Raw genomic sequence first — 25,180 nt, forward strand, 5'->3', positions numbered from 1 at the left:
TCACTAAAAAATTACAACGATCAGCAAATAACTCATCCCATGGTGGATGCCCCACAAGGAATTGCCACTCCCTAGGTACCACAATAGACAATTAGATCGATTTCAACGTCGCCATACCCCGCCAAAGCAGTGATGCCTACGGTCGTTCGACTCGGTAGACGCGCCTGATTAAAGTAGGACGCATAGACTTGATTAACAATCTCGTAATAGCGAAAATCAGTAACAAATATTCGCACCATGACAACATTTTCAAAACTGGTGCCCGCGTGGGTTAAGACACGTTTAAGGTTCTCCATCACCTGACGCGTTTGCGCCTCAATATCCAGCTTCAGCACTTCGCCCGTATCAGCGTCTTCAGCCAGTTGACCCGTTACAAAGAGAAAATCTCCTGCCCTGACAGCATGGGAGTAGGGCGCAACAGGAGGCAGTGCATCAGGCAACGTAATAAATTCCAACATAGTAGGCATTGATCGAGAGACAACGCCATTAAGACTAAGGCAAATAAGTCTCTCGGCCCATCCAATAAATCGCTAAAACACAGAATTTTAGACTATTTGGACCAAAAAGCCTCTGAACAGCCCAGCCCTCTTCAGGCCAAGCTCAAGTCAGGAAATTCACACCTAAAATCAACCTGAAATCTGATCATTTAAACAACATATATGGTACATTTGTATCAATAAATAGATCATATGTTCTATCCGTTCCCCGTCCTCTTCTGCAATATGAACGATTTAGATATGGAACTTCAAACTATTCGGCAGAAGCTACAAACCTTAAAAGCCTCTCCACCGGAGACAGTGGCCACGCCGTGGAGTCCGTCCCGACTGACTGCGCCTTCCCCAGATTTGGCTCAGGTAACAACGGCTATTGAGACCCTGCGACAGCGCTCAGGACAGCCCTTATCTCCCCCTGTGACTAGCCTGCAGCAGTTTGATGCTGCTCTCAGTGCCCTTGAACAGTTAGCCCAGCAGCAGCAACAGGCACTGCAGCGATTACGAACCGTAGGTATATCTCTCATCCAGCAAACTCAGCCTGGTACATCGCCGGATGTTGATGATATTGCTCGCTTTTTGACGGAATGTCAGGACATTCAAATCCCAACAATTCAGCGTGATGCAGCTGGATATTTAGATCTGGACTACCACACGGTTAACTTTCATCAGGCTGACCAGGGGGTGACGACAAAGGGTGGGATGCGATCGCAATTATTTCAACATTCAGCCGGAAATCTGCAATCATCTAACAATCCAACTGCTATCCCTAACCGATCCAAATTCAATACTACTGCAACGGGTTTAGTGACAGATCTAAAGCGGTTTTACCAGGTTGTCCATCGTGTATTTCAGCGATGGCAGCGGCACTACAGCGCGTCAGCTCAGCGCTCCCGCAGCTCACAGTTCACCCTACTTGATAGCGCTATTTGGTTCATTGGCGCTGCGATCGCACGGATCGTTCTCAATCAGCTTTTCCTGCTGTACCCAGCGCTGTGGACACCCGTCGCATTTTTGCTCATCGGCGGAATTCTTATTACCCTCTACCGTGCCATTCTTAGTCCTCAACCCAATCCGGTTAGCGGCTATCGCACACTCATGATCATCCTTGGTTTAGTGATTGGGGGCCGCTTTTCATAAGCCATCTCTACAAGACCTTTCACACCTATATCAAAGCTTCTACCGATATCTCGCCGTTGCTGATTTAGAAGATGAACCAGTCTGCAAGACGTGCCATTGCCCCAGACTTTACAGATGAAATCATGGTTCGGATCAGCCACATCATAATTGCTAAGTCTCTAACCATTTTTATGTAGTTTTTTTAGTTTTGTTTATCTGTTCAATGTTCATTATCTTTGGAGAGATTTTCCATGGTCTACCCCACCAACATTCCTAATCGTCCTCGCTCTCAAAACTTAGGCCCAAAACCGTTAGTTGCCGTTAGCTTAACCATGATTTTGGCCGCTTTATTGTTAGACTTTGACAAACTCCAAACCCTCTTACCCTCGACTAACACAATTAGCCACCAAGCCCAATGCAACACTGTTATCAGTGATGACGCCAAACTTTCTCGAGAACAACTGGCCCAACTGCTGACCATTCCCGAACGCGATGCTAAATCGCGAGTGCGGCAGGTCGTGAGCGAACCCTACTGTCAGTTGCCCACACTCAAAGTTAGATCGGGAGTGGAGGCAGAAAGAGAAGCCTATCCCCTCGCATTTGATCCCGGCACCACCCTTGTAATTCTCTACGAAAATAATGAGTATGCAGGCTATCGTTTCAGCTTTGAGTAAGCTCCAGCCTAATTTATGGATGGTTTTGTTAGGGGTATTGCTCAGTAGCTGTCAACCTCAAACAATACCGCCCAAGCGGGTCATCAACATTCAACAGCAGTGGGAGTTAGAGCCTGGCGATCGCATTGCCGATCGCCTCGTGGTTGGCAGTTTAGGAGACATTTCCATTCAACTTAACCGACAACCGTTAAAAGCCCCTTTCCCAGGCAAAGTGGAACCCAGCACATTTGATCAATGTGTCATCTACTCTACTCCTGAGGTGCCCGCCTATCTATTTAGATTTTGTGGTTTACAACGGCCAAAATTTGGTCCAGTTAAAGCGGGTCAACGTATTGGTGGAGGTAGTCACGTTCAGTTTGCAACATTACGTCGTCAGCCTGATGGCACTTGGATTATTGTTGAACCCTCCACAGGCATCCTGGAACGAGCCATTTCTAAAGAGCGCTCTGTCTATCAACCAGCACCTGAGGATACAGGCCAGGAAATGCAGACTCATCTGTTACACAACTTATTTTCACTCCACACACTATTAAACTGACCTAATTTCATTACAAAAATCTCTTTACCCTGTGTTTTCGGCTGCGGAGTCTCGACTATTATGCTGCGCTTTAAGCTTCACCATCTGTTTGCATGTTCTCTTTTAGTTACAATCTTGTATCATCGCCCGGCTCGAGCGATGGGAGTACAGTTTGATTTAGACGGACACAATGAGAGTCCTCTGACATCTCAGCCTATCACTGACATTGCTCAGTCGTTAGCTGCACCCGAAGATGCATCCAAATTAGATTCGGAGACAGCAGCAGAATTTACGCCACTGCCAATTCCCCCCAACGCCAGCCAGCCCCCCATCAGACATAGTAGTCAGGCATCTCATCTACCCAATCATGTTCTGGCCTCTGCACGGAGGTTAACGCCACCACCTGCAGCTGCACTACCCAGATCACGAGTACTTGAACCCATTAGTCGTTCTGCACCAGCCACCGCCATCGCCCTATCCTTTACTCCTAATCAGACCATATCCCGACCGTCGTCATCGCCGACAAATGAGCCTTCACAAGATGTGGAAGCAAGAAAAAACACGGTGATTCCCACCTGGATTTACCAAGGTGGTTCCGATTCTTTAGTAGCTCGGGTGATTGGCAAAGCTGAAGGAACTCGTACCGCCAGTGGCAACCACACCAAAGCCTATTATGGCCATACCGATCCAGGTAACGGCGTGTGGAATATGGGCACATTTTCTTACCAACATGGTGCCAGTTCTCCACAAGAAGCCGACAAAAAGCAACTCAAGAGACTTAAAAAGCAGGGTAAAGCAATTGCACAACAGGCTGACCAAGCGGACTTGACAATGAGTCTAGGCGAAGTTCTAAATGGCTTAGATTTAGCCAATCAATCCCCTAGAGCCGCCCTGGAGCGCGGCGGCTATATCGATCGCCTGGTGCAAGCTAGACAAAAAGGTATGGACACTAGCGATGCCATTATTTGGGCTCGCACATATGCTTATTTAGACCCCGATACTCAACGTTGGAATGCTCCTGGATTAGGCAATACCCTGGCCAGCATCCGACGCGATCAAAGCCGTCGCCATGAGGCTGTTGCCCAGGCATTTGATCATTACCAAGCTCAGCGCCTGAATACGGACCAGTCACCGGCAGACACGCTAGCAGTACCCATGCTGGCATTAGCCCAACCGCCCATGACGAAGACACCGGCTGACGATATCAGTCTCAGCCAACCAAACCTAGCGTCTAAGCAAGCAGTCGAATCCAACTCAATGGCGTTTAACATTCATGCATCAACGCCTTATTCTGAACCAGAGCCCCCCTCTCAGCAACCTTCTTAGTGCTGATCAGGCGATAAATCCCGACAGCGAGTCCGAGCCAGTTCCTGGCTAAATCCTGGTCTTCAAAGACACCCGTTTGACCATGAAAATAGACAACACCAAAAAAAGCAAGCTAGAGTAAACCTGGTGTCGGCTGGCTTTGTGACCATCATGCAACCCCCATCCTCTCCAATTTCATCGCTTTCAGAGGCAATTGCACGTTGTCAATCTTTAGGTATGCGATTGAGTCGTCAGCGTCGCTACATTTTGGAACTGCTCTGGGATTTGCAAGAGCACCTATCCGCACGCGCAATCTATGACGAACTCAATCATCGCGGCAAAAAGATCGGTCATACATCGGTATATCAAAATTTGGAAGCCTTGTTCGAACACGGCATCATTGAGTGTGTTGAGCGCTCAGATGGCAGGTTATACGGCCACCTAAATAGCGCCCACAGCCACGTTAACTGTGTAGACAGTCAGAAAATTATTGACATCAATATTGAATTGCCCAGTACTGTCATTCACGAAGTAGAACAACGTACTGGGCTTAAAATCACTGGTTATCGTATTGATTTTTTTGGGACCACCAATGGTGTGCAACCAGAGAAACAATAATTCCACACAAGCCTTAACCGTAGAAATTAGGATATTTGACTAAATTAGTCTCCCAGCACATCACGGCTGAAAAGAACAAACACTGTTCCAAATACGATCGCAGCTAATGTCAAATCCATGGTCTTAATTCTCACCTAACGATTGGGCCATTACCAGGTTGCCCTGTCTTGGCTCTCAATGCGAGTTCTTAGATAAATTTTTCTTGAATTTTAGCGACGAGCTTAACTACGAATTTGAACAGGCATCACCAAATAAGTCATTTGCAGTCCACTGACAGGGGTCAGAATTGCTGGGCTGGTGGAAGAATTGCACTGTAGTTGGATTTCAGAACTCGGTAAGGCACGTAGACCTTCCAGGAGATACCTGACATTAAAGGCAATGTCGAGATCATTACCCGTAACTTGAGCAGACATTTCCTCACGGCCACTGCCCACTTCTTGAGCTTCAACGGACAATGCCAGTGTTTGATCGGCCCCAGCAATCGATAGCTTAACGATATTATTACGCTGATCGGCAAGCACGCCAATGCGCTCTAGTGCTGACATCAGCTGCTTACGATCGATCGTAAGTTGACGCTCAAACTGCTTTGGAATCAGCTGACGATAATTCGGATACTGTCCTTCTAAGAGTCGGGTAGTAATGCGCTGATGACCTAGCTCAAACACAACCTGGGTCGGATCAAATCTTAGGGTAATTGGTTCCGTTCCTTGATAGGACTGCAGTAATCGCTCTAGTTCTCGCAATGCTTTGCCGGGGACAGTGACATCAATGGCCAGGTCGACACCAGCATCGTCCACGCTCTGGACCACTGCCAGGCGATGCCCATCTGTGGCGGCAAACTCAAGCGTTTCGGGCTCCGCTACGACATGCACTCCCGTTAGTACCTGCTTGGTTTCATCAGAGCTAGTTGCAAATAACGCGCCGCGTAAACCTTCTAGAATTGCCTCAGCTGAAACACTGGCTACCTGCCCATCTTCTACTAGCGGCAAATTGGGATAGTCAGTAGCCTCTATACCGCGTACCTGATACTCCCCCGCTGAACAGGTCAGCGTAATTACGGGCTCCGTGCCTGCTTGACTAAAATCCAAGTCTTCCGGCGGTAGTTTAGACACAATATCTCCCAGAAGTTTAGCTGGAACAGTCAATATCCCCCCCGCATCCACATGGGCAGAAAAACTCGTTTGAATCCCCAATGTTTCATCAAAGCTGGTTAGGGTTATACGCTGTGCGTCTTCATCCACCTTTACCAAAATATTGGCCAGCACAGGTTTATTCGGCCTGGAAGGAACAGCCCGACTGACAATTGAAAGGTGTGTATTGAGATCCCCCTGGGAACACACGAACTTCATGGGTGACATAGGTCTATCAAGAATGCTGGCCAATCGTAACACCCCACCAGAAGGATGGAAAGTCTTCATTTTGAGCAATTTTTATGGCTCTGTTCTCTATCTCTATCTCTCTTTTAAATTTAAACAATAGTAGTAGTAGGGCCTGTGGAAATTGTGGAAAACATCGTTACATTCCTTGTCTTTGCGTTCATTTAATCTATTTCAGCTTGTGGAAAACGTGTGGATATCTAAGCACGTTTTCCACAGAAGGTTGAAGCCTGGAAATTTTTTCCACACGGCCTGTGCCCTTCTCCCCAACTAATCCCCAAATTTTCCACAGTTTATATAGAGTTTTCCACAAGCGTATACTTCTTGATTTTGGTACCAAACTTAATAGTTGCAATGGGCTAGTCGACGGTTGTTGCTGCTCAAGCAAGATCTGCAGTACTGATTTCCACAGTCATTGCAAACCATGACTCAGATGAGTAGCACTTGCAGTTCGGTGTGGATTTCCTGTTAGTTGGAACGACTGCTCAGGCTGATGCGATCGCTAAGTTCGCGTACAGTCTGAGCCATATTTAAGTCTTTTTTAACCAGCTGGGCGATCTTGTCGCAGCTATAAAGCACTGTTGTATGATCTTTGCCCCCAAAGACTTCGCCGATTTTAGGCAGGCTCAGGTCCGTATGGCGACGCATCAGGTACATGGCGATTTGACGCGCCTGGCTGATTTCACGGCGGCGAGAGTTGCTTTTTAAGTCATCCACCGAAATGCTCAGAACCTCTGAAACAATATCAATTACCGATGTGGGAGAGGCATCTACTTTCCCCGCTGGTGCATCCAGGACAGGCTTTAGATTTTCAATGGTCATGGGCAAACCGGAAATGGACGTATAGGCAATGGCCCGGATTAATGCCCCTTCCAATTCTCGAATGTTAGATGTATAGCTAGAGGCGATATATTCAGTCACCTCACGGCTCAGCGTTACATTTTCGTACTCTGCTTTTTTTTGCAGAATCGCCATTCTGGTTTCAAAATCAGGGGGCTGAATATCAGCAATTAATCCCATAGAAAACCGTGAACAGAGCCTTTCCTGGAGCCTTGGAATCTTGTTAGGCGGACGGTCGGAAGCTAAGACAATTTGTTTGCCAGCCTCGTGCAATGTGTTGAAGGTATGAAAAAACTCTTCCTGAGTATATTCCTTTCCCTCAATAAATTGGATGTCGTCAACCATAATGATGTCGACTTCACGATACTGTTCGCGAAAGCGCTGCATGCTATCACGCCGAATGGCCGTAATCAGGTCATTGGTAAACTGCTCGGTTGACACATAGGCAATACGTGCACTGGTATCAATGTCCAGACGATAGTGACCAATAGACTGCATCAGATGGGTTTTTCCCAGTCCCACACCGCCACATAGAAATAAAGGATTGAATTCTCGACCAGGAGATTCGGCAACGGCTAGGGCGGCGGCATGGGCCATGCGGTTATTGGAACCTACAACAAACCGCGAAAAAACAGCTTTGGGGTTGAGGTCTGGGGTATTGGATTTACTGCTGTTGGTTCGCTCTGCTGTTGGCGGCGAAGGCCAAGCCACTGCTTCACCCGTTCGGGATACGTCGCTGTTAGCAGTTTCACTAACTGTGACCACTACGTTGATATCTTGGCCCAAAAGTTCTTGTGCCACATCAGAAATCACCTGGATGTAGTGTTTTTGCACCCAGTTTCTGGCAAAGGGATTGGGGGTAGAAATGGTCAGCGTATTATCAGCGAGAGTTTGGAGGCGCGTCGGTTTAATCCACGTCTCAAACGTAGGGCCACTGAGTTGGTCCTGAAGCTTTCCAAGTACTTCATTCCAAAGACCATCTGCTTTATCCACAACTAACCCTCCGGCTCAAGGTGAGTGTACTTTGCACTAAGTAAATAGTAATAAGCTCAGTTCTTTCCCTGGTCCGTTTCAGGTAAAGGTCACAAAGAAAAGAATGGCAAAAAATCACATGACCACAGCTTAGGTCGTGCTGCATCTGGAGCACTATGAACAGGTTCTGGGGATCATATGTCGACTAACTAATAGTCAAAAATAAATATTAGAGAGATCCTATGCGTATATATCCCTTCATACGGTAACTAAACCCAACTAGACATTAAATCGAGCCCCCATGGCTAAGGCTAAAACTCAAGCGATTTATGAAGCAGCGCCCTAAAGTTTTTAAGCGACGATCTCAAAAGGCCAGTCGATTTATACTCTAAACGAGCTGCCAATCGGACGAAACTGGACAAGGGATGCACACCTGGCTTGAAAGCGGGTGATACTCAGCGATTTTGTCCCTTAAATGGCTAGCGGCATGGACATCAACCCATATGCTAAACCGGAATATCTAAATGCGTAAGTATAACTTCTTAGAGCTTTGTAAATTAATGAGCCCTAATACACTAACCTGTTGTTGCTCACATATCCAGCGAGCACACCAGATGAATCTGGAACATAGTTATAAGCTTATTTAAAGGATGTGATCGCCTGACTGTCTTGAGATCTAGGGTGAACTGGCACAGATCGGATTGTTGAAGATGGCTGTGGCTGGTTATATAGATATATGGAGGGATACGAGGAGAATAGAACCGCTTGCTGCCAAGGCTTTCACTTTAGTGGTTTGCTGTTGTTTGAATGGCTTTTCCGGGGGGTCCCTGATTTTGTTTGAAGATCTCTAGATATCGTCACCATAAAAGCAATGAGCGCCCTTAGGGTAAACAGTTCTTCTATTTCCCTCACCAGGTACCTTACAAAATTTCATGTCTAAGCCCATGTCTAAGTTACGCTTTTTCAGCCTGCGGTTTGCTAAGTCGTTAGCTATCTATGGTTTTATTGCGGCCTGTAGTACAACGGCGGCAGTGCTGACCACAGCAAGATTGATGCCGACGACGGCCCAGCAAGTTCCGTCATCGGGGTCTGGACGTTTGCTGACGGGGAGTAGCTTTATTGCTTCGGTGGCTGATCAGGTAGGTCCTGCCGTGGTCCGGATCGATTCATCTCGAACGGTAACACGACAGTCTGGACCGTTTAACGACCCGTTTTTCCGAGAATTTTTTGGGGATATGTGGGAGCAGCCTTCCTCTCGGGTTGAACGGGGGCAAGGGTCTGGTTTTGTAGTCGAGGCCGACGGCGTGATCTGGACCAATGCCCATGTGGTTGAGGGGGCGGATACGGTCACTGTTACCCTCAGGGATGGTCGTGAATTTAGCGGTCAGGTCGTTGGGGAAGATCCGCTGACAGATGTAGCAGTCATCAAGGTTGAGGCCCAAGACCTACCGACAGTAACCCTGGGAAATTCTGAGCAGTTACGTCCCGGTGAGTGGGCTATTGCCATTGGTAATCCTTTGGGGTTAGACAATACTGTGACAGCCGGAATTATTAGTGCCACAGGGCGTACCAGTGCACAGATTCGAGTACCGGATAAGCGAGTGCAGTTTATTCAGACGGATGCGGCTATTAATCCAGGCAACTCAGGTGGACCGCTATTAAATGAGCGGGGTGAGGTGATTGGTATTAATACAGCGATTATCGGTGGCGCTCAGGGCCTGGGGTTTGCGATTCCGATTAATTCGGCCCAGCGTCTGGCCCAGGAATTGATTGAAAAGGGGCGTGTAGAACATGCTTATCTTGGCATTCAAATGCGGACGCTGACCAATGATTTGCGTCAACAAATCAACCGCGACCCTCGCAGTAACCTACGGTTATCTGCAGATGAAGGGGTGATTATTTTGGGGCTTATGCGTAATTCACCCGCTGTTGAAGCAGGGCTAGAGGTGGGTGATGTAATTGTGGCGATGAATGGTAATTCGATTACTGAAGCTGAGCAGGTGCAGCAGGTTGTGCAGGATGTCGGTGTGGGTGAGTCGATTGAGCTTGAGATTGATCGCGCAGGGCGTCCGGTTTCGTTAGATGTTCAGACTAAGGCATTACCTCAGCAACGTCGATAGATGGCTATTCTGTCTGTTATTCAATTAGGGGATGGACGATTGCGATCGCCCGTCCGTCCCATCCATGACCTGGACGATCCACAGCTACAGTGTCTAATTGATGACCTGCTGACTACTGCTGCTGCTCAAAATGGCGTTGGTATAGCGGCCCCCCAAGTAGCCGAGGGACTGCAGCTATTTATTGTGGCTTCACGGCCAAATCCACGCTATCCTCACGCCCCGACCATGGAACCTGTTGCCATGATCAATCCACACATCCTGAGCCACAGCGACGATCGGGTTAAAGGTTGGGAGGGCTGCCTGAGTGTGCCAGGCCAGCGAGGATTTGTGCCTCGCTATCGTGAGATTGAAGTGAGTTATTTAGATCGTCATGGTGATGAACACCAGCACTATCTACGGGATTTTGTGGCTCGGATATTTCAACATGAGTACGACCATCTCCAGGGCAAGGTTTTCCTGGACCGGATCGAGCATCCTGACGATATTTTGACCGAGGCCGAATATCAAAAACGATTTGGCTAACTCTATTTACCTAATCTTTTTTAGATTTGGTTTTGGGCCGACGGCGTTTGCTGTTGCCTTTGCCAGTTAAGTCCCCTTCCACTCGACTAATCCGCAAAGGTTGACCCGCAATGGAGACTTTTTTGAGGTGCCGCATGATCTCCTTGGGCATACCCTCTGGTAGGTCAACAGTACTATGGCTGTCATAGATATTGATCCGGCCAATGTAGCGACTTTCTAAACCACTTTCATTGGCGATCGCACCCACAATGTGACCTGGTTTCACCCGATGGCGATGCCCTACCTCGATCCGATAGCGCCCCATACCCTGTTCAGGTGGTGATGCTTTGCGTTCTGCCTGATGCGAACGTTCTCTCCGGTCGTTGTTGCGTTCGGGGCGCGATCGCTTGCGCTCTTCCAGGAGCAGTGGTTCTTCTCCCTGCACCAGCTTGGCCAGGGCTGCCGCAATTTCAATAGCAGGGACATTATGTTCCTGCTCATACTGCTCCATCAGGGTCGTAAAAAATTCTAAATTTTCCTCGGCGATGGTGTCAGTAATCTGCTGCTTAAACCGGGCAATGCGCTTGTTATTGACCATTTCAGTGGTCGGCAGCTCCATTTTGGAGATTTTTTGTTTGGTTGCTCGCTCAATGGCATACAGCAAGCGTCGCTCTCGGGGAGCGACAAATAAAATCGCTTCACCCTTACGTCCGGCCCGACCTGTACGCCCCACCCGATGAACATAGGTCTCGGTATCGTAGGGCATGTCATAGTTGATGACGTGACTGATCCGATCCACATCCAAACCTCGGGCTGCCACGTCGGTGGCAACAACTATATCCAGCTTGCCTGATTTCAGCTGGTCTACGGTCCGTTCCCGCTGCATTTGAGAAACATCGCCGCTCAGCGGTGCAGTTTCATAACCTCGGGCTTCTAGTTTCTCCGCCAGCTCCACCGTTGCCAGACGAGTTCTGACAAATACAATCATGCCGTCAAAGGTTTCCGTTTCCAAAATGCGAGTTAACGCATCCAGTTTGTGATAGCCGCTGACCATCCAGTAGCGCTGGCGAATCGTATCAGCGGTAGAGGTTTTGGACTTGATCAGGACTTCAACCGGGTCATTTAAGTGGCGCTGGGCAATGCGGCGAATTTCCTTTGGTAATGTGGCCGAAAACAGCGCCACCTGACGAGAATCAGGAGTTTGCTCCAAAACCCACTCCACATCGTCAATAAAGCCCATGCGAAGCATTTCATCGGCTTCATCAAGCACCAAGCACTTCAGCTCGCTCAGATTGAGGGTCCCTCGTTTCATATGATCCATCACCCGGCCAGGGGTACCCACCACAATGTGTACCGAGCGCTCTAGCTGGCGCAGCTGAATGCTGTAGCTTTGTCCCCCATAAAGAGGCAGTACATGAAACCCTTTCATCTGGGAGGCATAGCTTTGAAATGCTTCTGCTACCTGGATGGCTAGTTCCCGCGTGGGAGTGAGGACTAAAGTGTGGGGTAAACGCTGCTTGACATCGACACGGGACAATAGCGGTAATGCGAAGGCCGCTGTTTTACCGGTGCCTGTTTGAGCCTGCCCAATAATGTCCGCACCCGCTAGGACATGGGGAATGGTCTGGGCTTGAATCGGTGTAGGGCTTTCATAACCTAAACCTTCCAAAGCCTTGAGTACCGGCTCACTTAACAATAGCTCACTAAAACTGGGAGCCAATTCCACATCCATTGACATCTATCTAAATCTGATACGGGCGTTGTTACAGCCTGACAGATGTTGAGTCAAAAACAAACTCTGATAGCAAAATAAGTCGTCCACTGGTATGACAGGTCATAGTGAACAATTACGGTGGCGTGAGCTACTCAGCGATAGGATGCTGATTGCTTTGGCAGACATGGCTGAGAAGCCTCTGATAGCCCTTTACCAAGATCATCGCTTTACAATAAGGCCATTAGCTTCTGAATTGGTGAGCAAGTTAGGCGATGGTATTTGAATATATTTTTAACTTTGGCAATCTGTTTGTGCTGCCATTTTGGGCGCTGATGGTGCTACTGCCCAACTGGGAAGTGACTCGTAAAATCATGGCTTCCTATATCCCATTTGTCGTGCTGGCGGCGCTTTATGTCTATTGTTTTGTAGCGAGTCTTGATCCGGACAAACTAGAGGAGTTTGCGAATCCTACTCTGGCGGTGCTGGCCGATTTATTTTCGGATGAAAAGGTCATGACCACAGGCTGGGTTCACTTCTTAGTTATGGATCTATTTGTGGGACGCTGGATCTATCTACAGGGACAAGAGAAACAGTTGTTTACCCGGCATTCCCTAGCGTTATGTCTGTTTGCGGGGCCGATGGGGTTGCTGTCCCATGTGGTGACTGTGTGGATAACGCCTTTGTTTAAGCCATCAGTTGAAGCGGCTTAAGTGATGACTCATGTGAGACGAGCGGACATCAACATATATTTGTTGCGTGTCTGGAAGTTCGTCTGAGCGTAAAGTTTCTGGGCTCTGGTATTTAGCCGTGCTACTTCCAGGTGTAGCGCTCGAATATTGAGTAGCTTGGCCTCTTGCTGAATCTGACTTAGGGTGTGTTTGCCGAGACCCTGTCCTCGGAACTCCGGTCGGATGTAAAACTCATCGATAAAGGCATCTTTGCCGCCGAATTCGATACTGTAGCCAAAGGTGAGGGCAATATAGCCTGAGATCGCAGTGTCTACCACTATCAGCCAGATACCCCCCAGTGATGAGTCGGAGAGCAGGCGACCTACAGCCTGATTCCGGCTCTCATCCGTCATCTGGATGTTTTCAAACAGGTGGTAAGCCTGCACCAATGGTAAGACCTGTGGCAGATTATCCGTAACTGCTCGCTGGAGTCTGTAATTCATGGAGCCCCTCTGCAAGCATCCCAACCCTGGAAAACACAGGAGACAGACGCTAGATTCTGTGTACTGAAAAACGTATGGTGACGCTTATATTAAGTCTTTGCACCGTGAAGTTCCCATGGTTGCCGTGCCAACTGCAACTATTGTCTAGTTTTGATCCAATTTCCGGGCACGTTTCCTGGGTTATTCAGGTGCCAATGTAAATATTCAGTGTGGTTAATGTTAGTGATTATACGTTGCCTACTCATGCACAATTCACATTTTTGCTGAGTAAGTTACGCGCAAATGCGCGACCAATATGACGGGCTACTAGGCATCATGACATTACAGACACCGTGTTCCCTAACCAATATTGAGAGAGCAGTTCTATGGTTGCCGCTAGAAGGCCAGAAAGATCACCAGAGATTATTTTGCAACAGGTCTGGAATACCCATAGGCTAACGCGCAAAGACTATGTCAGATTGTCTTCTTTCTTACTTTCCATTGTGGATTTGACCCCTAAACAACGTGAACAGGTGCATCATATTTTTGATGAGTTGAGTATGGGGAAGATTCAGCTGGTTGATTAACGATGGCCATCTGATGCTCAAAATTTCGGCTAGAGCGGTGGAGATGTTGTTAGTTGTTAACAACTCTCCACCTTTAGTTTGTGGGTAGTCTGCGAGTAATAACAGCGGATTGCAGAACTGTTATCCAAAAATATTGAGCTGCGAGTCGGGACTAGTTTCGCCAACTTTGAGTGTTTTAGGCGTTTTCTTCTTGGGCTGACGCCCCTGGCGCAGACCGACTGCAATTTTGCTGTGTTTTTCAATCTGACCCATGACTTGCTGGGCACGTTTGATAACGCTGGGAGGTAAGCCTGCCAGACGACCGGCTTCAATACCGTAGGAGCGGTCGGCACCACCGGGCTGCACCTGGTGTAAAAAGATAATTTGATCGGGCATTTCTTTGACTGTTACCTGGAAATTGGCCACATTTTTTAACAACGAAGCCAGTTCGTTAAGTTCGTGGTAGTGGGTGGCAAAAATCGTGCGGGCTTGAATGTCGCTGGCCAGGTGTTCGGCTACGGCCCAGGCGATGGAGAGACCATCAAACGTGGCGGTGCCACGACCGATTTCATCTAGTAGCACCAGGGACTTGGGGGTGGCGTGGTTGAGAATGTTGGCGGTTTCGTTCATCTCTACCATGAAAGTGGATTGCCCGGTGGCCAAGTCATCGACGGCACCAACGCGAGTAAAGATGCGATCGCACACCCCCAACACCGCACTCTTCGCAGGCACAAAGCTACCCACCTGGGCCATCAGTTGAATGAGACCGACCTGCCGTAGATAGCAGCTTTTACCGCTAGCATTTGGTCCTGTCAAAATAATCAAATCGGGTGAGCTTTGAGTTGCAGAGCGAGCACTGTCCACCGATGCAGCCAGTGTTTCCCCATATCCCAGCCCCGTCGAATTGGGCACAAAAAATCCCGCAGGCAACGATTGTTCCACCACCGGATGGCGACCCGCTTCAAGTGCCAGCGTCCGCCCTTGAACAAATTCAGGTCGACAGTATCCTTGATAAATAGCGAGCTCGGCTAGGCCGCCCAGCACATCTGCTGCGGCTACATTGACGGCCACCTTACGAATGAGTTCAGCATGTTGACCCACGTCCTCACGGAGTTCTAGAAAAATTTCATACTCTATTTGGTTAATCTCATCCTTCGCATTGAGGATGCGAGCCTCTCGTTCCTTGAGTTCAGGTGTGATGTAGCGCTCTTCGTTGGTGAGGGTTTGCTTGCGAATATAGTTATCTGGAGCCTGAGCGCTCTTGGCCCGAGAAATACTGATGTAATAGCCAAAGGCTTTATTAAAGCCCACCTTCAGGTTGGAAATCCCAGTCCGTTCCCGCTCGCTCACCTCCAAACTGGCAATCCAGCGCTGGTCGCTGCTGACCTGGTCTCGTAAACCATCGAGGTGAGCATTAACGCCTTCGCGAATCAGGCCACCTTCGGTCAGATAGAGCGGCGGGCTGTCGACCAGGTGCGATCGCAGCTTCCGACCCATTTGCTCTAGTTCTGGCGGTACAACCTGTAGCTTGATCAAATGGGGAGACTGGGCATGGGCCATCAACGTGGCTAGGTCTGGCAGCTTTTCAAAGGATTCGGCCATGGCCACCAGATCGCGACCGTTAGCGGTACCAGAACCCGCCCGCCCAGCCAGCCGCTCTAAATCATAAATTTGTTTCAGGATGAGCTGCAGCTGCTGACGTAGGGTACCGTTGTCGACCAGTTCACGAATTGTGTCCTGGCGTTCCTGAATTTTTTCAATGCTCAGTAGTGGCTGTAATAACCAACGTCGCAGGGCTCGACTGCCCATGGCGGTTGTAGTTTTATCTAATGCCCACAGCAGTGAGCCGTGAAAGATGCCGTCCCGTACGGTTTGAGTGATTTCTAAATTCCGCCGGGTCTGGTTATCAATGACCAAAAATTCTGTTGTAGTGTAAGTAGATAGAGGCTGAAGCGGAGCCAAACTCTCTTTTTGAGTATCTTCGAGATAATTCAACAGACCGCCTGCAGCCCTGATGGCCAGAGGTAGATGCGCACAACCAAAGCCTTCTAAAGAACGTACGCGATAGCTTTGAAGCAGACGCTGTTTGGCTTCAGCATGGGTGAAGGGTGTTTGTGATCGAAAGGTATAACAAAATTGTGCAGGTAAACCTTCCGGTAGTTTGTCGGAGGTTTCTCCAGGTCGCAACAGAGCTCCTAAATCCGGTGCGTTGGTGGGTATTAGCACCTCGGCAGGCTGTAGCCGCATCAGTTCCTGGGCTAACTGATCGACAGCTGTGCCCTGGGTCGTAAAAAACTCTCCCGTCGAGACATCCGCATGGGCGAGTCCCCAATGTTTATCAGCAATCACCAGAGCGGCTAAAAAGTTGTTGCGCTTTGCCGTCAGCATGCCCTCTGCCAGAATGGTGCCGGGGGTAATCACACGGGTGACTTCTCGTTTAACCAATCCCTGGGCCTGAGCTGGATCTTCCACCTGGTCACAAATGGCGATCGCAAATCCCTTTTCCACCAACAGAGCACAGTAACGATCCAGGGCATGGTGCGGGATGCCAGCTAGGGGAACTTTACCGACGGCTTTACCGGCATCCTTGCTAGTCAGGACTAGCTCTAGCTCACGGGCGATTGCGATCGCATCTTGAAAAAATGTTTCAAAAAAGTCCCCAACGCGATATAGCAATAAGGCATAGGGATAGTCATCTTTAACCTCAGCATAGTGACGCATCATGGGCGTGAGGTCATCCCGTTTCACCTCGCTGTAGTCGGTATACTGCACTGCATGCTTCAGCAACCGTTCTGGAATGCCAATGGTGATATTATCACCAGCTGGCTGACTGGTAGTGGTTTTAGATGCGGATGCGGTCATGGGGCATTAGAATCGTGGGGACTCTGATTCATCTTATGATGCTTGCCCAGGTGCGATCGCTAAGATATCCAGGAAAATCCACAAATGAGCTTCAGCCGTCTAAAATCAACTGACTGATGCTCACTGGCCCATGCTGACCGATATTCAGACGCGTAAGTTAACCAAGCTCTTTCGCCTGTATGATGCCAACGCCGATGGCATCTTAGAGCAGCGGGATTTTATTGCCCTGGCCACGCGTCTGGCGAACTTGCGACAAGGGCTGCAAGCCTCACCTCATTACGAGCAAATTTTGACCCACTTACAGCAAGACTGGCTCTGTCTGTGTAAGGCTGCTGATCAAAACTATGATGCTCGAATTACCCTCAAGGAATGGCTCACTTACTACGAGCAAATTTTGGATGATATTAAGCAATATGCCAGTCGAGTCATTGCCCTAGTGACACTGCTTTTTGCGGCCTTTGACCAAGATAACGATGGTCAGATTAGCGAACGAGAGTGGATCCATCTACTGTCATTGTTCAATGTGCTGCCTATCTATGCATCGTCCATATTTCTTAATTTAGACGTCAATCAGGACGGTGTTCTGAGTCAAGATGAAGTGCTGACACTGATCCATGATTTTTTCTATATCAATGAGCCTTCTGCCCCCGCAAATTTTATGTTTGGACCGTATTGATGGATAGGAGCGTTGTGGTGTCTATTAGCTAACTGAGAGGTCGAAGCTGGCGTTGGAGCAAGGAACAGGATGCGGCTGAAATAGTTGGCCAGGCGTATTATAAAAGCTGTGTATCTACTCAAAGCTTGGACCTTGTATGGTTTCCCTGAGCACGTCAGCAACCGATTTCGATACTTCACAACAGTCAGACTCGTTACTTCAGCTATCTCCTGTACCGTTAGGTTGGTCACCGGAAGATCAGATCATGGCCCGCGCCCACCTGGTGGGTGAACGTCTGATTCTGAAAACCCTGGAGACAACAGCGGCACTGTCGACAAATCCGTTGATCGTCAGAGCCGGTAAATCTGGCTGTGCTGTGCTGCTGCGCTACGGTGTGGTCGTAGTGTTCAACTTAGATGCCGCTGAGGAAGTTGCCTATTTGGACTCGCTAAAACCTCTGGTCAAAGAGCCATCGGCAGAAAACATATATGAGGATTTGCTGTTGGCGTTTCATCCCACGACCAAAGAGCGTTTAGAGCAAAATACCCTATGGCTTAAGGACTGCAATGCAGAGCGCTTACAGATTGTGGCGGAAGCTTTAGCCAAAAGCGTTGTCCTGGACTATTACGAGCAGAAGGTGTCTGACCTATTTGCTCAAATTAAGCCATTTACCACCGCAATCCAAAATCCCAAGGAGCGTCCACCCAAGGAAAAGGAACTGCTGCGTTATATCGGTGGGACGCTACTAATTCAGCAAAAAATGTTGGGCATTGTGGAAGTGGGGGACAAACCCGACCCAATTTGGGATTTCCCGGATTTGAACCGCCTTTATTTACGTCTGGAGGATGAGTATGAACTGCGAGAGCGACTCTTGATTCTGGAGCAAAAACTCACCCTGATTTCCCGTAGTGTAGAAACCGCTTTGGGTATTTTGCAGCAAGGCAGCAGCCACCGGGTGGAATGGTATATCGTAATTTTAATTGTGGTGGAAATTCTATTGTCGATCTACGAAATTTGGTTGCAATAGTGCAGTGAATGATCGCTTGCATTGACTGACCGTCTCTAAAAACGGCTAACAGTGGTGTTGCTTATGGCCGCAATTCCCTCTCACAATTGACTATGGCGTAGGGCAATTTTGATAGCGCACAGTGCTCCCACCCATAGCACTACGGAAAATATCAAATGGGATTTGTAGTTGATAGATAAGGTCTGCGCTTGCCATGGCCTATCGATCAATCTAGCAACGGCCCTCAAAACATACCTGCGAAACTCCATGGTTGTCATTAGAGAGCCGAAAATTATCTAGATATCTAGAACCCTGTTCAGGGAGGAACATCATGGAATCTAAGCCATTGCCCGTAATCCTGCGGAAATTTATCTTTCGCGAGGCGTTATCGCAAGAGCATGAATCCTACCTGGATCAAGACATTGATGCCGGTCAAGCTGCTGCCCAGGTTAGGTTGGCTAAGATTGGTACCCCTGAACGCAAAAAGGCTTCGATTCCGGGCTATTTTGTGATGAGTAGCGCTCCTCCCAATATTGAAACTGCCAAAGAGATGCAGGAGTCAGAGCTACAAGATGCGGCGCGAGGTGCGCAGGAAATTGCCCGCTCGCTCTACGATACCTACACTCAAAACAAGAGCCCTGCCCCTGAGTTGATGATTGCTGTACATGGATACAACAGTGGACGTAGCTCTGTACGGGATTGGTACAAAAATATTTTTCAGTACATTAACCAGCACGATCAGGCGATTCCTCGACAAGGTAACCAGGTGTTTATTGGCTATCGTTGGCCGTCCGAAAATATCGAGTTTCAACGTCTGGGGGAAGCGTGTAAAGCTCTGCCTCCCCTGCCTCGTGGCCTAATGTTTATTGGCTTTTTTGGTGCGCTTATTTTATTGCTGTTTGAAGTGATGACCTGGGATAAAACTCTGGTGGGTCTGTTGCTGTTGCCAGTATTAACTCTGTTTTTAGGGATAGCGGCCATTATTGCTACTCTGGTGATTTTGCGAATGGTGGTCTATTTTCGCGATCGCTACCGTGCTCAAAATTTTGGTGTCCTAGATTTAGTGGAGTTACTGCGGCAAATTGATCGCGAATTAGTAAACCTAAAAGCTGCTGATATTAAACAGCAAAACCCTGATGAAAGCAGCCCACTTGAAAAAGCTGCTCAATTCTGGAAACAAACCCACCGTAAGGTAAAACTCTCATTTCTAGGTCACAGCATGGGAGGCTTTGTGGTGACTAATGTGGTACGTATTTTGTCTGATGTGTTTGACACCCGCTCCATTAGCAATAAACCTCCAGCCGATATTGGGTCTGTTTTCCGGTTAGAGCGGCTAATCTTAACCTCGCCCGACATTCCCATTCTGGCCATTGTGTCCAGTCGAGCTAATTTTCTCTCGTCTTCCCTACGTCGGTTTGCTGAGTCCTATCTCTTTAGTAGTGAAGGTGATTTAGCACTGCGGGTTGCATCAGCGACAGCCAATTATTTCACCTTTCCAAGCAGCACAGAAGCCATGGGTTATCGGCTAGGTAATGTTTCTCTCAAGACCACCTACAACGATCCTAAAGACTACGGCATTGTTAATCTCACGGCTTTAGATGAACATTTTTTTCCGGGTTCTCCCCTAGCAGAGGCTATTGCCCGTAATCCCTATAAGGTGATGGAGCATCTATTCCTTACCTATAGTTGGTGCAAAAAGCGAGGGTATAACACCCTGGCCCAGTTGTCTCAAGATCGTCCACAGACTCGTCAGCCCCAAGCAACGGACAATACTCAAGCACAGCAGTCTCCTCAGATTACAATCGCTGATTTCTTTACCTACTTTGACTGTACCGACTACAAAGATGTGACCTTCTCAGTCAAAGAACAGCTAACGGGGCAAGAGTCGAAAGGATTGTTGACCCGCGCTAATCGTAGAAAAGCGTTGAATTGGTGGGACTATCTATTACTTATTGTCGATGGCATGCTCGGGAAACGCGATGTACACGGTGGCTATTTTCAAGGGAAATTCACCCAAGAAATGATCTACCGCATTGCATTTCTTGGGTTTACAGGGTACCTGAAAACATTGGATGACAATCCGAAGATGGCCTTTGATCCCCATGTGGGATTGAGTATATTACATATGAAATGCCAGAAGTTGGGGATTCAGAGTTTTCTCTCCCCTATTCGCTATCGCGTGAATATCCAGGGAGAAAACATCATAGATAATAAGCAAGAACTGCTGGAAGTAATTGATAAAGAGTCTACTGAGATTCTGCAATCAGATCAGATGATGGAGTCTTTGAAAAATCAGGGGTTTGAAGTCATTGTGAAATAGACCTTTGAATGGCTTTGAGATTATAGGCAGAGTTGATTGCTATATTCCGATATCTGTAAGTGTCCCCTGAGCGAGGTCGAAGGAGATGCTGGCTGGGAGTGTTGGCTTCGACTTCGCTCAGGGGACGGTATCGGTGGGACAGTTACCGATTTTCAAGATGATGTTTCACGGTCTGTAACTGGCGGTATCCAGGGTGTTAACCATGGTAGCCAGCGTGGAACATTTTGCTGGTAGTCCAGATAAGCTTGACCAAATTGTTGTTTGAGTCTGGATTCTTCGAACAGTGGAATGTAAATAACATTTGCTATGCAAAATATCAGGGTCCACAATCCCAACGCAGGGATGCGAAAAATCAAGGCTTCTCCCAAAAGCATTAAACCAACGCCGCTGATCATGGGATTACGCACAAACAGATAGGGACCACTATTGACTAACTTCTGAGTAGGATCCCAGGGAGCAAGTGTTCCTTCTCCATGTCTGATGAACAGGCGAACCGTGCTGATTACCAACCCGCTACCCATAAAAGCGAACACTAGACCCAATACGAGTGAAAAAGGGTGGGTAGCCAGATACGCAATCGATAATGTCCCTGTGGATCGACTCAAGAACAGTAGTCCGGCTGGTATCACAATCAATACCATTGCCGGTAAGAGAAGAATAGCTCGAAAATGCTTCAAAATTATCATTGTCACTCTATCTTCTGAATCCTGCTCCCATCAGCATACTGTCATCGCATCTAGGAGCGAATTCTGGCTTGAGTGGTGCATGGCCCCCAACTTGGTTAAAAATGGGGCATAAGCTTGTCAGGACTATAAGGCTATCTGTAACAATGGTTTACCTACCGGTCACATTAGTACTGTTTCTGGCTATCTTGCTACTCTTACCCCTTATCTTTCTAGGGATAGCGATTGACATTGTGGAAGTGGCGGTGGCCAAGTTGGGGTTTTCGTCTACGGCGGCATTTTGGCTATTTTTTGCGGTCATCGTCGGCAGCACGATTAATATTCCGCTCTACAGACGAAAAACTGAGATCACCGTAGTTTCTGATTTTGCTGACTTTTGGTTACAACAATTTTGGGGCATTCCGCTGCACCGGATACAACAGGAGATAGTGGTGGCTCTGAATGTGGGTGGTGGGTTGATTCCAGTTTTGCTTGCACTCTATCAGTTAACGCGGGCTGATTTGGTTGAGATCGCACTTGTAACCGTCATTGTTACCATTGTCAGCTATTTTTCAGCTCAAGTGGTTCCTGGCATTGGTATTCAGATGAGTCCATTAGTGGGGCCGTTAACGGCTGCTTTAAGTGCGGTATTGATTGCCGGTAATGAAGCGCCTGCTGTGGCGTTTTCTGGAGGGATATTAGGCGTTTTAATTGGAGCCGACTTATTGCACTGCGCAAAATTGAACGAATGGCAGCAGGCGTTTTAAGCATTGGCGGAGCAGGCGTGTTTGACGGAATTGCGTTGTGTGGTTTGTTTGCCTTACTACTAACGTGAGAGATTTGTTGCTTGTCTATCTACGACCATTTTTGCAATAGCCATCAGCGGAGGCGTTGCACAGAAACCCGTGCTTTTGAAAGCTTGGATCAGCATGGGACTACGGCGCTCCTAGCAGCTAATCTAGTATTGGGCTTACACGGAAGCCGCTTCGGCACTTAGCTTTGTAAGCAGTGTCTCCACTCGCTCTTTAATCTCATCCCTTACACGGGGAAAGATGTCAGGTTGTTCGGCAGGGTCATCTAACTGCCAATCATCAAAGTATTCACGAGTTAACCACTCTGGGGGCAAACTGATACCGCAGCCACAGAGGGAAATGACAATATCAAAGTCTCCAGGTTTAAAATCAGCCAGGGCGTCGGAGGTTTGATTGCTGATGTCAATGCCAATTTCTTTCATAGCAGCAATTGCTTCAGGCCGAACTTGACTTGCTTCCAACCCAGAACTGGTAACTTCGATTTTGCTTGCTCCCATTGTTTTGGCAAAACCTTCGGCCATTTGAGAGCGAGCAGAATTTTTCTTGCAAACAAACATGACGCGCTTCATAAGTATCTCAGTCGTTAAGTAAGTTTGGTCTCAGGCTACCTTTGGTGAGTAAAGTGTAGGTTAAGTTTTCGACCAACAGGGTATTCCTACGAAAATGTGGGGTTTTGGATAGTTGGACTGATGATCGCAACGGCAAATCGTTGAAATGGCTGATATGGTTTTTGGCCTTCGTTACGGCGCCAAGTGTGGACTCCCAGACCTTAGTGTGTATAGAACATTTCTGTTGCTTGAATCTCATTGGAAAGCGTGCTAAAAGTAACCACCGTGCAGTTTCATCATCGGGGGACGCTACTGTATCAGTAACATTGCATCCACTTTAGGACCATGGCTAAAAAGAAGAAGAAGAAAACCCTGACGGTTGCTCCTCGAGGCTTTGGCAGCAAAAATTTAGATTCTGAACTCCGCAAAGCAGAATCACGCATTGTCCACGAGTGCTGGGGTGAAGCCTATCAAATTTTGACCGGGTTAGCTCAAGACTATCCCAAAGAAAAGCGTATCTGGGCCTACCTGACCGAGGTATGTTTAGAGCTGGATAATATTCAGGGTTACCAGCGTGCCTGTGAACATTGGTTAGAACTTGAACCCAACAATAGTGATGTCTTGTATGCGTTGGGTTCTTCCTATATGGTCAATCACCATCCGCTGCTAGCCCTGCGTGCATTTCGTCGCGCCCTGGCCTGTCAGCCTGATCATGAATATAGCGAAGAAGCTAAAAAGACTATCCCTGCACTGGAAACGTTTGCTGAGGAAATAAAAGCTAATTTTGAACCCGCACCGGATGACTGGTGGGATCTGGCCATACTCCACGAACAAGCCCAGGCCTATCTGGAGGAGGGAGAATACGCTAAGGCCCGCGATGCAGAGCTGCAGGTGCTAGAACGTCGACCTGAATTTCTGCCATCTCGCAATAATCTCAGCCTCAACTACTGGGTTGAGGGCGATGCAGCGCGCGCGATCGCAACCGCTAAATCCATTCTAGAAACTGACCCGGGCAACATCCACGCCCTAGCAAACCTGGTGCGATTTCTGGCCCAGTTGGGTGATAATGTCGCTGCCCAATCCTATGCCGATCGGCTTAAAACCATTGATGACCCAGACGCCTGGAATCCTTGGACTAAAAAAGTAGAAGCTCTCAGCTATCTTGGCGATGATGCTGGGGTCGTAGAGATTTACGAACAATGGCAGGCCTCTGACCCTGATAACGAAATTATTGATGCCCTCTTTCATCATTTAGTCGCTGTTGCCCTGGCCCGTCTCGATCAACCCAAAGCCGCCCGTGCTCAGTGGAAAATTGCCCTGGAACTCAGCCCTGGTATGACTATTGCTGAGCAAAATCTCAATGAGTTAATGTTGCCCGTTAGCCATCAGCATGGAGCCTGGCCATTTAGCTTTACCGATTGGCTCCCACCCCAAGCCGTCAAAGACTTTCAGGAGGTTCTTGGTTCACTTACTCGTACCCAGAAATCAGGGAAATTACAGAAAACACTGCAAACGTTTTTTGACCAGCATCCTAAGTTCATGAAGCAAATACCCCGGATCCTGGAGCGGGGCGGCCCAGAAGGACAGCCGTTTATGGTTGCGCTAGCTGAAGTTTGTCAGGATTCTGAGTTTGTCGCCACTATCCAAGATTTTGCTCTAGGGCAAAACGGAACCGATCAGCTACGCAACCAGGCAATTATGAGTCTGCATAAAGCGGGTTTGCTAGGTCAAAAAAATATCCGCATGTGGCTGACAGGAGAATGGCAAGAGATTAAATTGCTCGGCTACGAACTCTATGATGAGCCGGATGAAGGCAAACATTCGAAGAAGGTTACTGCTTGGCTGGCTGAGGCCACACATCTTCTCCATGAATACTCTAAAGAAGCCGCGCTGGAGGCAGAAGAACTGTTGCAAAAAGCTCTGGCGGTAGAACCTGATGCTCCAGATTTGTTACATAATTTAGCGGCGGCTTACCTGTTGATGGATCGTAAACAGGAAGGGGAAGCGCTGATTCGCGATGTTCATCAGCGGTTTCCTGATTATTTGTTTGGGTGTACATCGCTGGCACGATTTGAAATTCGCGATCGCAACTTTGAGGCGGCCGAAGCCTTACTTCAGCCTCTCTTAGACCATAACCGATTCCACTATTCAGAATTTAGGGCTTTGATGGGATCCCAAGTTGAACTGGCTATGGCGAAAAAAGATCGCAAGGCTGCCAAAATGTGGCTGCAAATGTGGGCCAAGTTTGATCCAGAGAGCCCCCAATTAGAGTACTGGACAGAGCGTTTAGATATTTTTCCAGAATTGTGATTGGGCACTGGCTCTGCCTGATGAGACGATACTTCTTCGCCT

Annotated in this window: 21 protein-coding genes and 1 pseudogene; 14 read left to right on the top strand and 8 right to left on the bottom strand. The window is 48.2% G+C overall.

The genetic code is table 11. The annotated features are described in order from the left end of the window. Positions 1-71: 71 nt before the first annotated feature. The gene (locus N836_RS43385; RefSeq protein ID WP_031291598.1) at positions 72-458 is read right to left on the bottom strand and encodes a RidA family protein; all 387 of its coding nucleotides are present in this window, start codon (positions 456-458) and stop codon (positions 72-74) included. 279 nt (positions 459-737) lie between these two features. Between N836_RS43385 and N836_RS43390 the strand changes: the two genes are divergently transcribed. The 5 genes from N836_RS43390 (at position 738) to N836_RS43410 (ending at position 4,724) form a co-directional block, all read left to right on the top strand. Beyond that, complete coding sequence (locus tag N836_RS43390) at positions 738-1,631, top strand: hypothetical protein (protein ID WP_152532050.1); 894 nt, start codon at positions 738-740, stop codon at positions 1,629-1,631. Positions 1,632-1,861: 230 nt separating this feature from the next. Next, positions 1,862-2,284, top strand: coding sequence for a hypothetical protein (locus tag N836_RS43395; RefSeq protein WP_023070851.1), 423 nt, complete (start codon positions 1,862-1,864; stop codon positions 2,282-2,284). Further along, a complete protein-coding gene (locus N836_RS43400; protein WP_051394507.1) occupies positions 2,250-2,822 on the top strand; it encodes a hypothetical protein in 573 nt (190 codons plus the stop codon). The genes N836_RS43395 and N836_RS43400 overlap by 35 nt, the downstream gene beginning before the upstream one ends. Positions 2,823-2,882: 60 nt before the next feature. After that, entirely contained in the window at positions 2,883-4,127 is a 1,245-nt protein-coding gene (locus N836_RS72825; protein WP_023070853.1) for a hypothetical protein, read from the top strand. 150 nt (positions 4,128-4,277) lie between these two features. Next, on the top strand, positions 4,278-4,724 hold the full coding sequence (locus N836_RS43410; RefSeq protein WP_031291602.1) for a Fur family transcriptional regulator: 447 nt from the start codon (positions 4,278-4,280) through the stop codon (positions 4,722-4,724). A 221-nt stretch (positions 4,725-4,945) separates the two neighbouring features. On the opposite strand, the gene dnaN is transcribed toward N836_RS43410, so the two are convergent. Together dnaN and dnaA are read right to left on the bottom strand one after the other, a co-directional pair. Continuing rightward, positions 4,946-6,073 carry a DNA polymerase III subunit beta gene (gene dnaN, locus N836_RS43415; protein WP_031291604.1) on the bottom strand — a complete coding sequence of 376 codons (1,128 nt, stop codon included), beginning with the start codon at positions 6,071-6,073 and terminating at the stop codon, positions 4,946-4,948. Positions 6,074-6,568: 495 nt separating this feature from the next. Continuing rightward, complete coding sequence (gene dnaA, locus N836_RS43420; protein ID WP_023070856.1) at positions 6,569-7,933, bottom strand: chromosomal replication initiator protein DnaA; 1,365 nt, start codon at positions 7,931-7,933, stop codon at positions 6,569-6,571. A 923-nt stretch (positions 7,934-8,856) separates the two neighbouring features. On the opposite strand from dnaA, the gene N836_RS43425 reads away from it, so the two are divergent. Together N836_RS43425 and def are read left to right on the top strand one after the other, a co-directional pair. Then, complete coding sequence (locus N836_RS43425; RefSeq protein WP_235071026.1) at positions 8,857-10,032, top strand: HhoA/HhoB/HtrA family serine endopeptidase; 1,176 nt, start codon at positions 8,857-8,859, stop codon at positions 10,030-10,032. Beyond that, complete coding sequence (gene def, locus N836_RS43430; RefSeq protein ID WP_023070858.1) at positions 10,033-10,554, top strand: peptide deformylase; 522 nt, start codon at positions 10,033-10,035, stop codon at positions 10,552-10,554. Between the two features lie 10 nt (positions 10,555-10,564). On the opposite strand, the gene N836_RS43435 is transcribed toward def, so the two are convergent. Beyond that, positions 10,565-12,271, bottom strand: a complete 1,707-nt coding sequence (locus N836_RS43435) for a DEAD/DEAH box helicase (protein WP_036052321.1) — start codon at positions 12,269-12,271, stop codon at positions 10,565-10,567. Between the two features lie 248 nt (positions 12,272-12,519). On the opposite strand from N836_RS43435, the gene N836_RS43440 reads away from it, so the two are divergent. Next, positions 12,520-12,957 (top strand): ABA4-like family protein, encoded by a 438-nt coding sequence (locus N836_RS43440; protein WP_023070861.1) that lies wholly within the window; start codon positions 12,520-12,522, stop codon positions 12,955-12,957. Positions 12,958-12,965: 8 nt separating this feature from the next. On the opposite strand, the gene N836_RS43445 is transcribed toward N836_RS43440, so the two are convergent. Continuing rightward, positions 12,966-13,418 carry a GNAT family N-acetyltransferase gene (locus N836_RS43445; protein WP_023070862.1) on the bottom strand — a complete coding sequence of 151 codons (453 nt, stop codon included), beginning with the start codon at positions 13,416-13,418 and terminating at the stop codon, positions 12,966-12,968. Positions 13,419-13,783: 365 nt separating this feature from the next. Here N836_RS43445 and N836_RS43450 point away from each other — a divergent pair, with 365 nt between their 5' ends. Further along, the gene (locus N836_RS43450; RefSeq protein ID WP_023070863.1) at positions 13,784-13,984 is read left to right on the top strand and encodes a hypothetical protein; all 201 of its coding nucleotides are present in this window, start codon (positions 13,784-13,786) and stop codon (positions 13,982-13,984) included. A gap of 120 nt (positions 13,985-14,104) precedes the next feature. On the opposite strand, the gene mutS is transcribed toward N836_RS43450, so the two are convergent. Continuing rightward, the gene (mutS, locus tag N836_RS43455) at positions 14,105-16,825 is read right to left on the bottom strand and encodes a DNA mismatch repair protein MutS (RefSeq protein ID WP_023070864.1); all 2,721 of its coding nucleotides are present in this window, start codon (positions 16,823-16,825) and stop codon (positions 14,105-14,107) included. Between the two features lie 130 nt (positions 16,826-16,955). Here mutS and N836_RS43460 point away from each other — a divergent pair, with 130 nt between their 5' ends. The 3 genes from N836_RS43460 to N836_RS43470 all read left to right on the top strand — a co-directional run bounded on the left by N836_RS43460 (position 16,956) and on the right by N836_RS43470 (position 20,806). Beyond that, positions 16,956-17,501: an EF-hand domain-containing protein gene (locus tag N836_RS43460; protein WP_023070865.1), complete on the top strand. Its 546-nt coding sequence runs from the start codon at positions 16,956-16,958 to the stop codon at positions 17,499-17,501. A 136-nt stretch (positions 17,502-17,637) separates the two neighbouring features. After that, positions 17,638-18,507, top strand: a complete 870-nt coding sequence (locus N836_RS43465) for an RMD1 family protein (RefSeq protein WP_023070866.1) — start codon at positions 17,638-17,640, stop codon at positions 18,505-18,507. A 310-nt stretch (positions 18,508-18,817) separates the two neighbouring features. Beyond that, on the top strand, positions 18,818-20,806 hold the full coding sequence (locus N836_RS43470) for an alpha/beta hydrolase (protein WP_023070867.1): 1,989 nt from the start codon (positions 18,818-18,820) through the stop codon (positions 20,804-20,806). Positions 20,807-20,958: 152 nt separating this feature from the next. On the opposite strand, the gene N836_RS0137055 is transcribed toward N836_RS43470, so the two are convergent. Next, on the bottom strand, positions 20,959-21,492 hold the full coding sequence (locus N836_RS0137055; RefSeq protein WP_023070868.1) for a methyltransferase family protein: 534 nt from the start codon (positions 21,490-21,492) through the stop codon (positions 20,959-20,961). Positions 21,493-21,635: 143 nt separating this feature from the next. On the opposite strand from N836_RS0137055, the pseudogene N836_RS43475 reads away from it, so the two are divergent. Continuing rightward, positions 21,636-22,303, top strand: a pseudogene (locus N836_RS43475) (DUF1614 domain-containing protein). A gap of 135 nt (positions 22,304-22,438) precedes the next feature. Here N836_RS43475 and arsC read toward each other — a convergent pair. Further along, positions 22,439-22,849: an arsenate reductase, glutathione/glutaredoxin type gene (gene arsC / locus N836_RS43480; RefSeq protein WP_023070870.1), complete on the bottom strand. Its 411-nt coding sequence runs from the start codon at positions 22,847-22,849 to the stop codon at positions 22,439-22,441. A gap of 324 nt (positions 22,850-23,173) precedes the next feature. Between arsC and N836_RS43485 the strand changes: the two genes are divergently transcribed. Then, positions 23,174-25,138 carry a tetratricopeptide repeat protein gene (locus N836_RS43485; RefSeq protein ID WP_023070871.1) on the top strand — a complete coding sequence of 655 codons (1,965 nt, stop codon included), beginning with the start codon at positions 23,174-23,176 and terminating at the stop codon, positions 25,136-25,138. The last annotated feature ends 42 nt before the right edge of the window (positions 25,139-25,180 follow it).

This window comes from Leptolyngbya sp. Heron Island J (assembly GCF_000482245.1).
In the GTDB taxonomy this organism is placed as follows: Bacteria; Cyanobacteriota; Cyanobacteriia; order Phormidesmidales; family Phormidesmidaceae; genus Leptothoe.

Bases quoted from the DNA above. Each gene is read 5' to 3' on its own strand.
- N836_RS43435 (WP_036052321.1), bottom strand. From the start codon at position 12,271: ATGTCAATGGATGTGGAATTGGCTCCCAGTTTTAGTGAGCTATTGTTA.
- mutS (WP_023070864.1), bottom strand. From the start codon at position 16,825: ATGACCGCATCCGCATCTAAAACCACTACCAGTCAGCCAGCTGGTGAT.
- N836_RS43410 (WP_031291602.1), top strand. From the start codon at position 4,278: ATGCAACCCCCATCCTCTCCAATTTCATCGCTTTCAGAGGCAATTGCA.
- N836_RS43465 (WP_023070866.1), top strand. From the start codon at position 17,638: ATGGTTTCCCTGAGCACGTCAGCAACCGATTTCGATACTTCACAACAG.
- N836_RS43400 (WP_051394507.1), top strand. From the start codon at position 2,250: ATGAGTATGCAGGCTATCGTTTCAGCTTTGAGTAAGCTCCAGCCTAAT.
- N836_RS0137055 (WP_023070868.1), bottom strand. From the start codon at position 21,492: ATGATAATTTTGAAGCATTTTCGAGCTATTCTTCTCTTACCGGCAATG.
- N836_RS43460 (WP_023070865.1), top strand. From the start codon at position 16,956: ATGCTGACCGATATTCAGACGCGTAAGTTAACCAAGCTCTTTCGCCTG.
- dnaN (WP_031291604.1), bottom strand. From the start codon at position 6,073: ATGAAGTTCGTGTGTTCCCAGGGGGATCTCAATACACACCTTTCAATT.
- N836_RS72825 (WP_023070853.1), top strand. From the start codon at position 2,883: ATGCTGCGCTTTAAGCTTCACCATCTGTTTGCATGTTCTCTTTTAGTT.
- N836_RS43440 (WP_023070861.1), top strand. From the start codon at position 12,520: ATGGTATTTGAATATATTTTTAACTTTGGCAATCTGTTTGTGCTGCCA.
- N836_RS43390 (WP_152532050.1), top strand. From the start codon at position 738: ATGGAACTTCAAACTATTCGGCAGAAGCTACAAACCTTAAAAGCCTCT.
- N836_RS43395 (WP_023070851.1), top strand. From the start codon at position 1,862: ATGGTCTACCCCACCAACATTCCTAATCGTCCTCGCTCTCAAAACTTA.
- arsC (WP_023070870.1), bottom strand. From the start codon at position 22,849: ATGAAGCGCGTCATGTTTGTTTGCAAGAAAAATTCTGCTCGCTCTCAA.
- N836_RS43470 (WP_023070867.1), top strand. From the start codon at position 18,818: ATGGAATCTAAGCCATTGCCCGTAATCCTGCGGAAATTTATCTTTCGC.
- def (WP_023070858.1), top strand. From the start codon at position 10,033: ATGGCTATTCTGTCTGTTATTCAATTAGGGGATGGACGATTGCGATCG.
- N836_RS43445 (WP_023070862.1), bottom strand. From the start codon at position 13,418: ATGAATTACAGACTCCAGCGAGCAGTTACGGATAATCTGCCACAGGTC.
- N836_RS43425 (WP_235071026.1), top strand. From the start codon at position 8,857: ATGTCTAAGTTACGCTTTTTCAGCCTGCGGTTTGCTAAGTCGTTAGCT.
- N836_RS43485 (WP_023070871.1), top strand. From the start codon at position 23,174: ATGGCTAAAAAGAAGAAGAAGAAAACCCTGACGGTTGCTCCTCGAGGC.
- N836_RS43450 (WP_023070863.1), top strand. From the start codon at position 13,784: ATGGTTGCCGCTAGAAGGCCAGAAAGATCACCAGAGATTATTTTGCAA.
- N836_RS43385 (WP_031291598.1), bottom strand. From the start codon at position 458: ATGTTGGAATTTATTACGTTGCCTGATGCACTGCCTCCTGTTGCGCCC.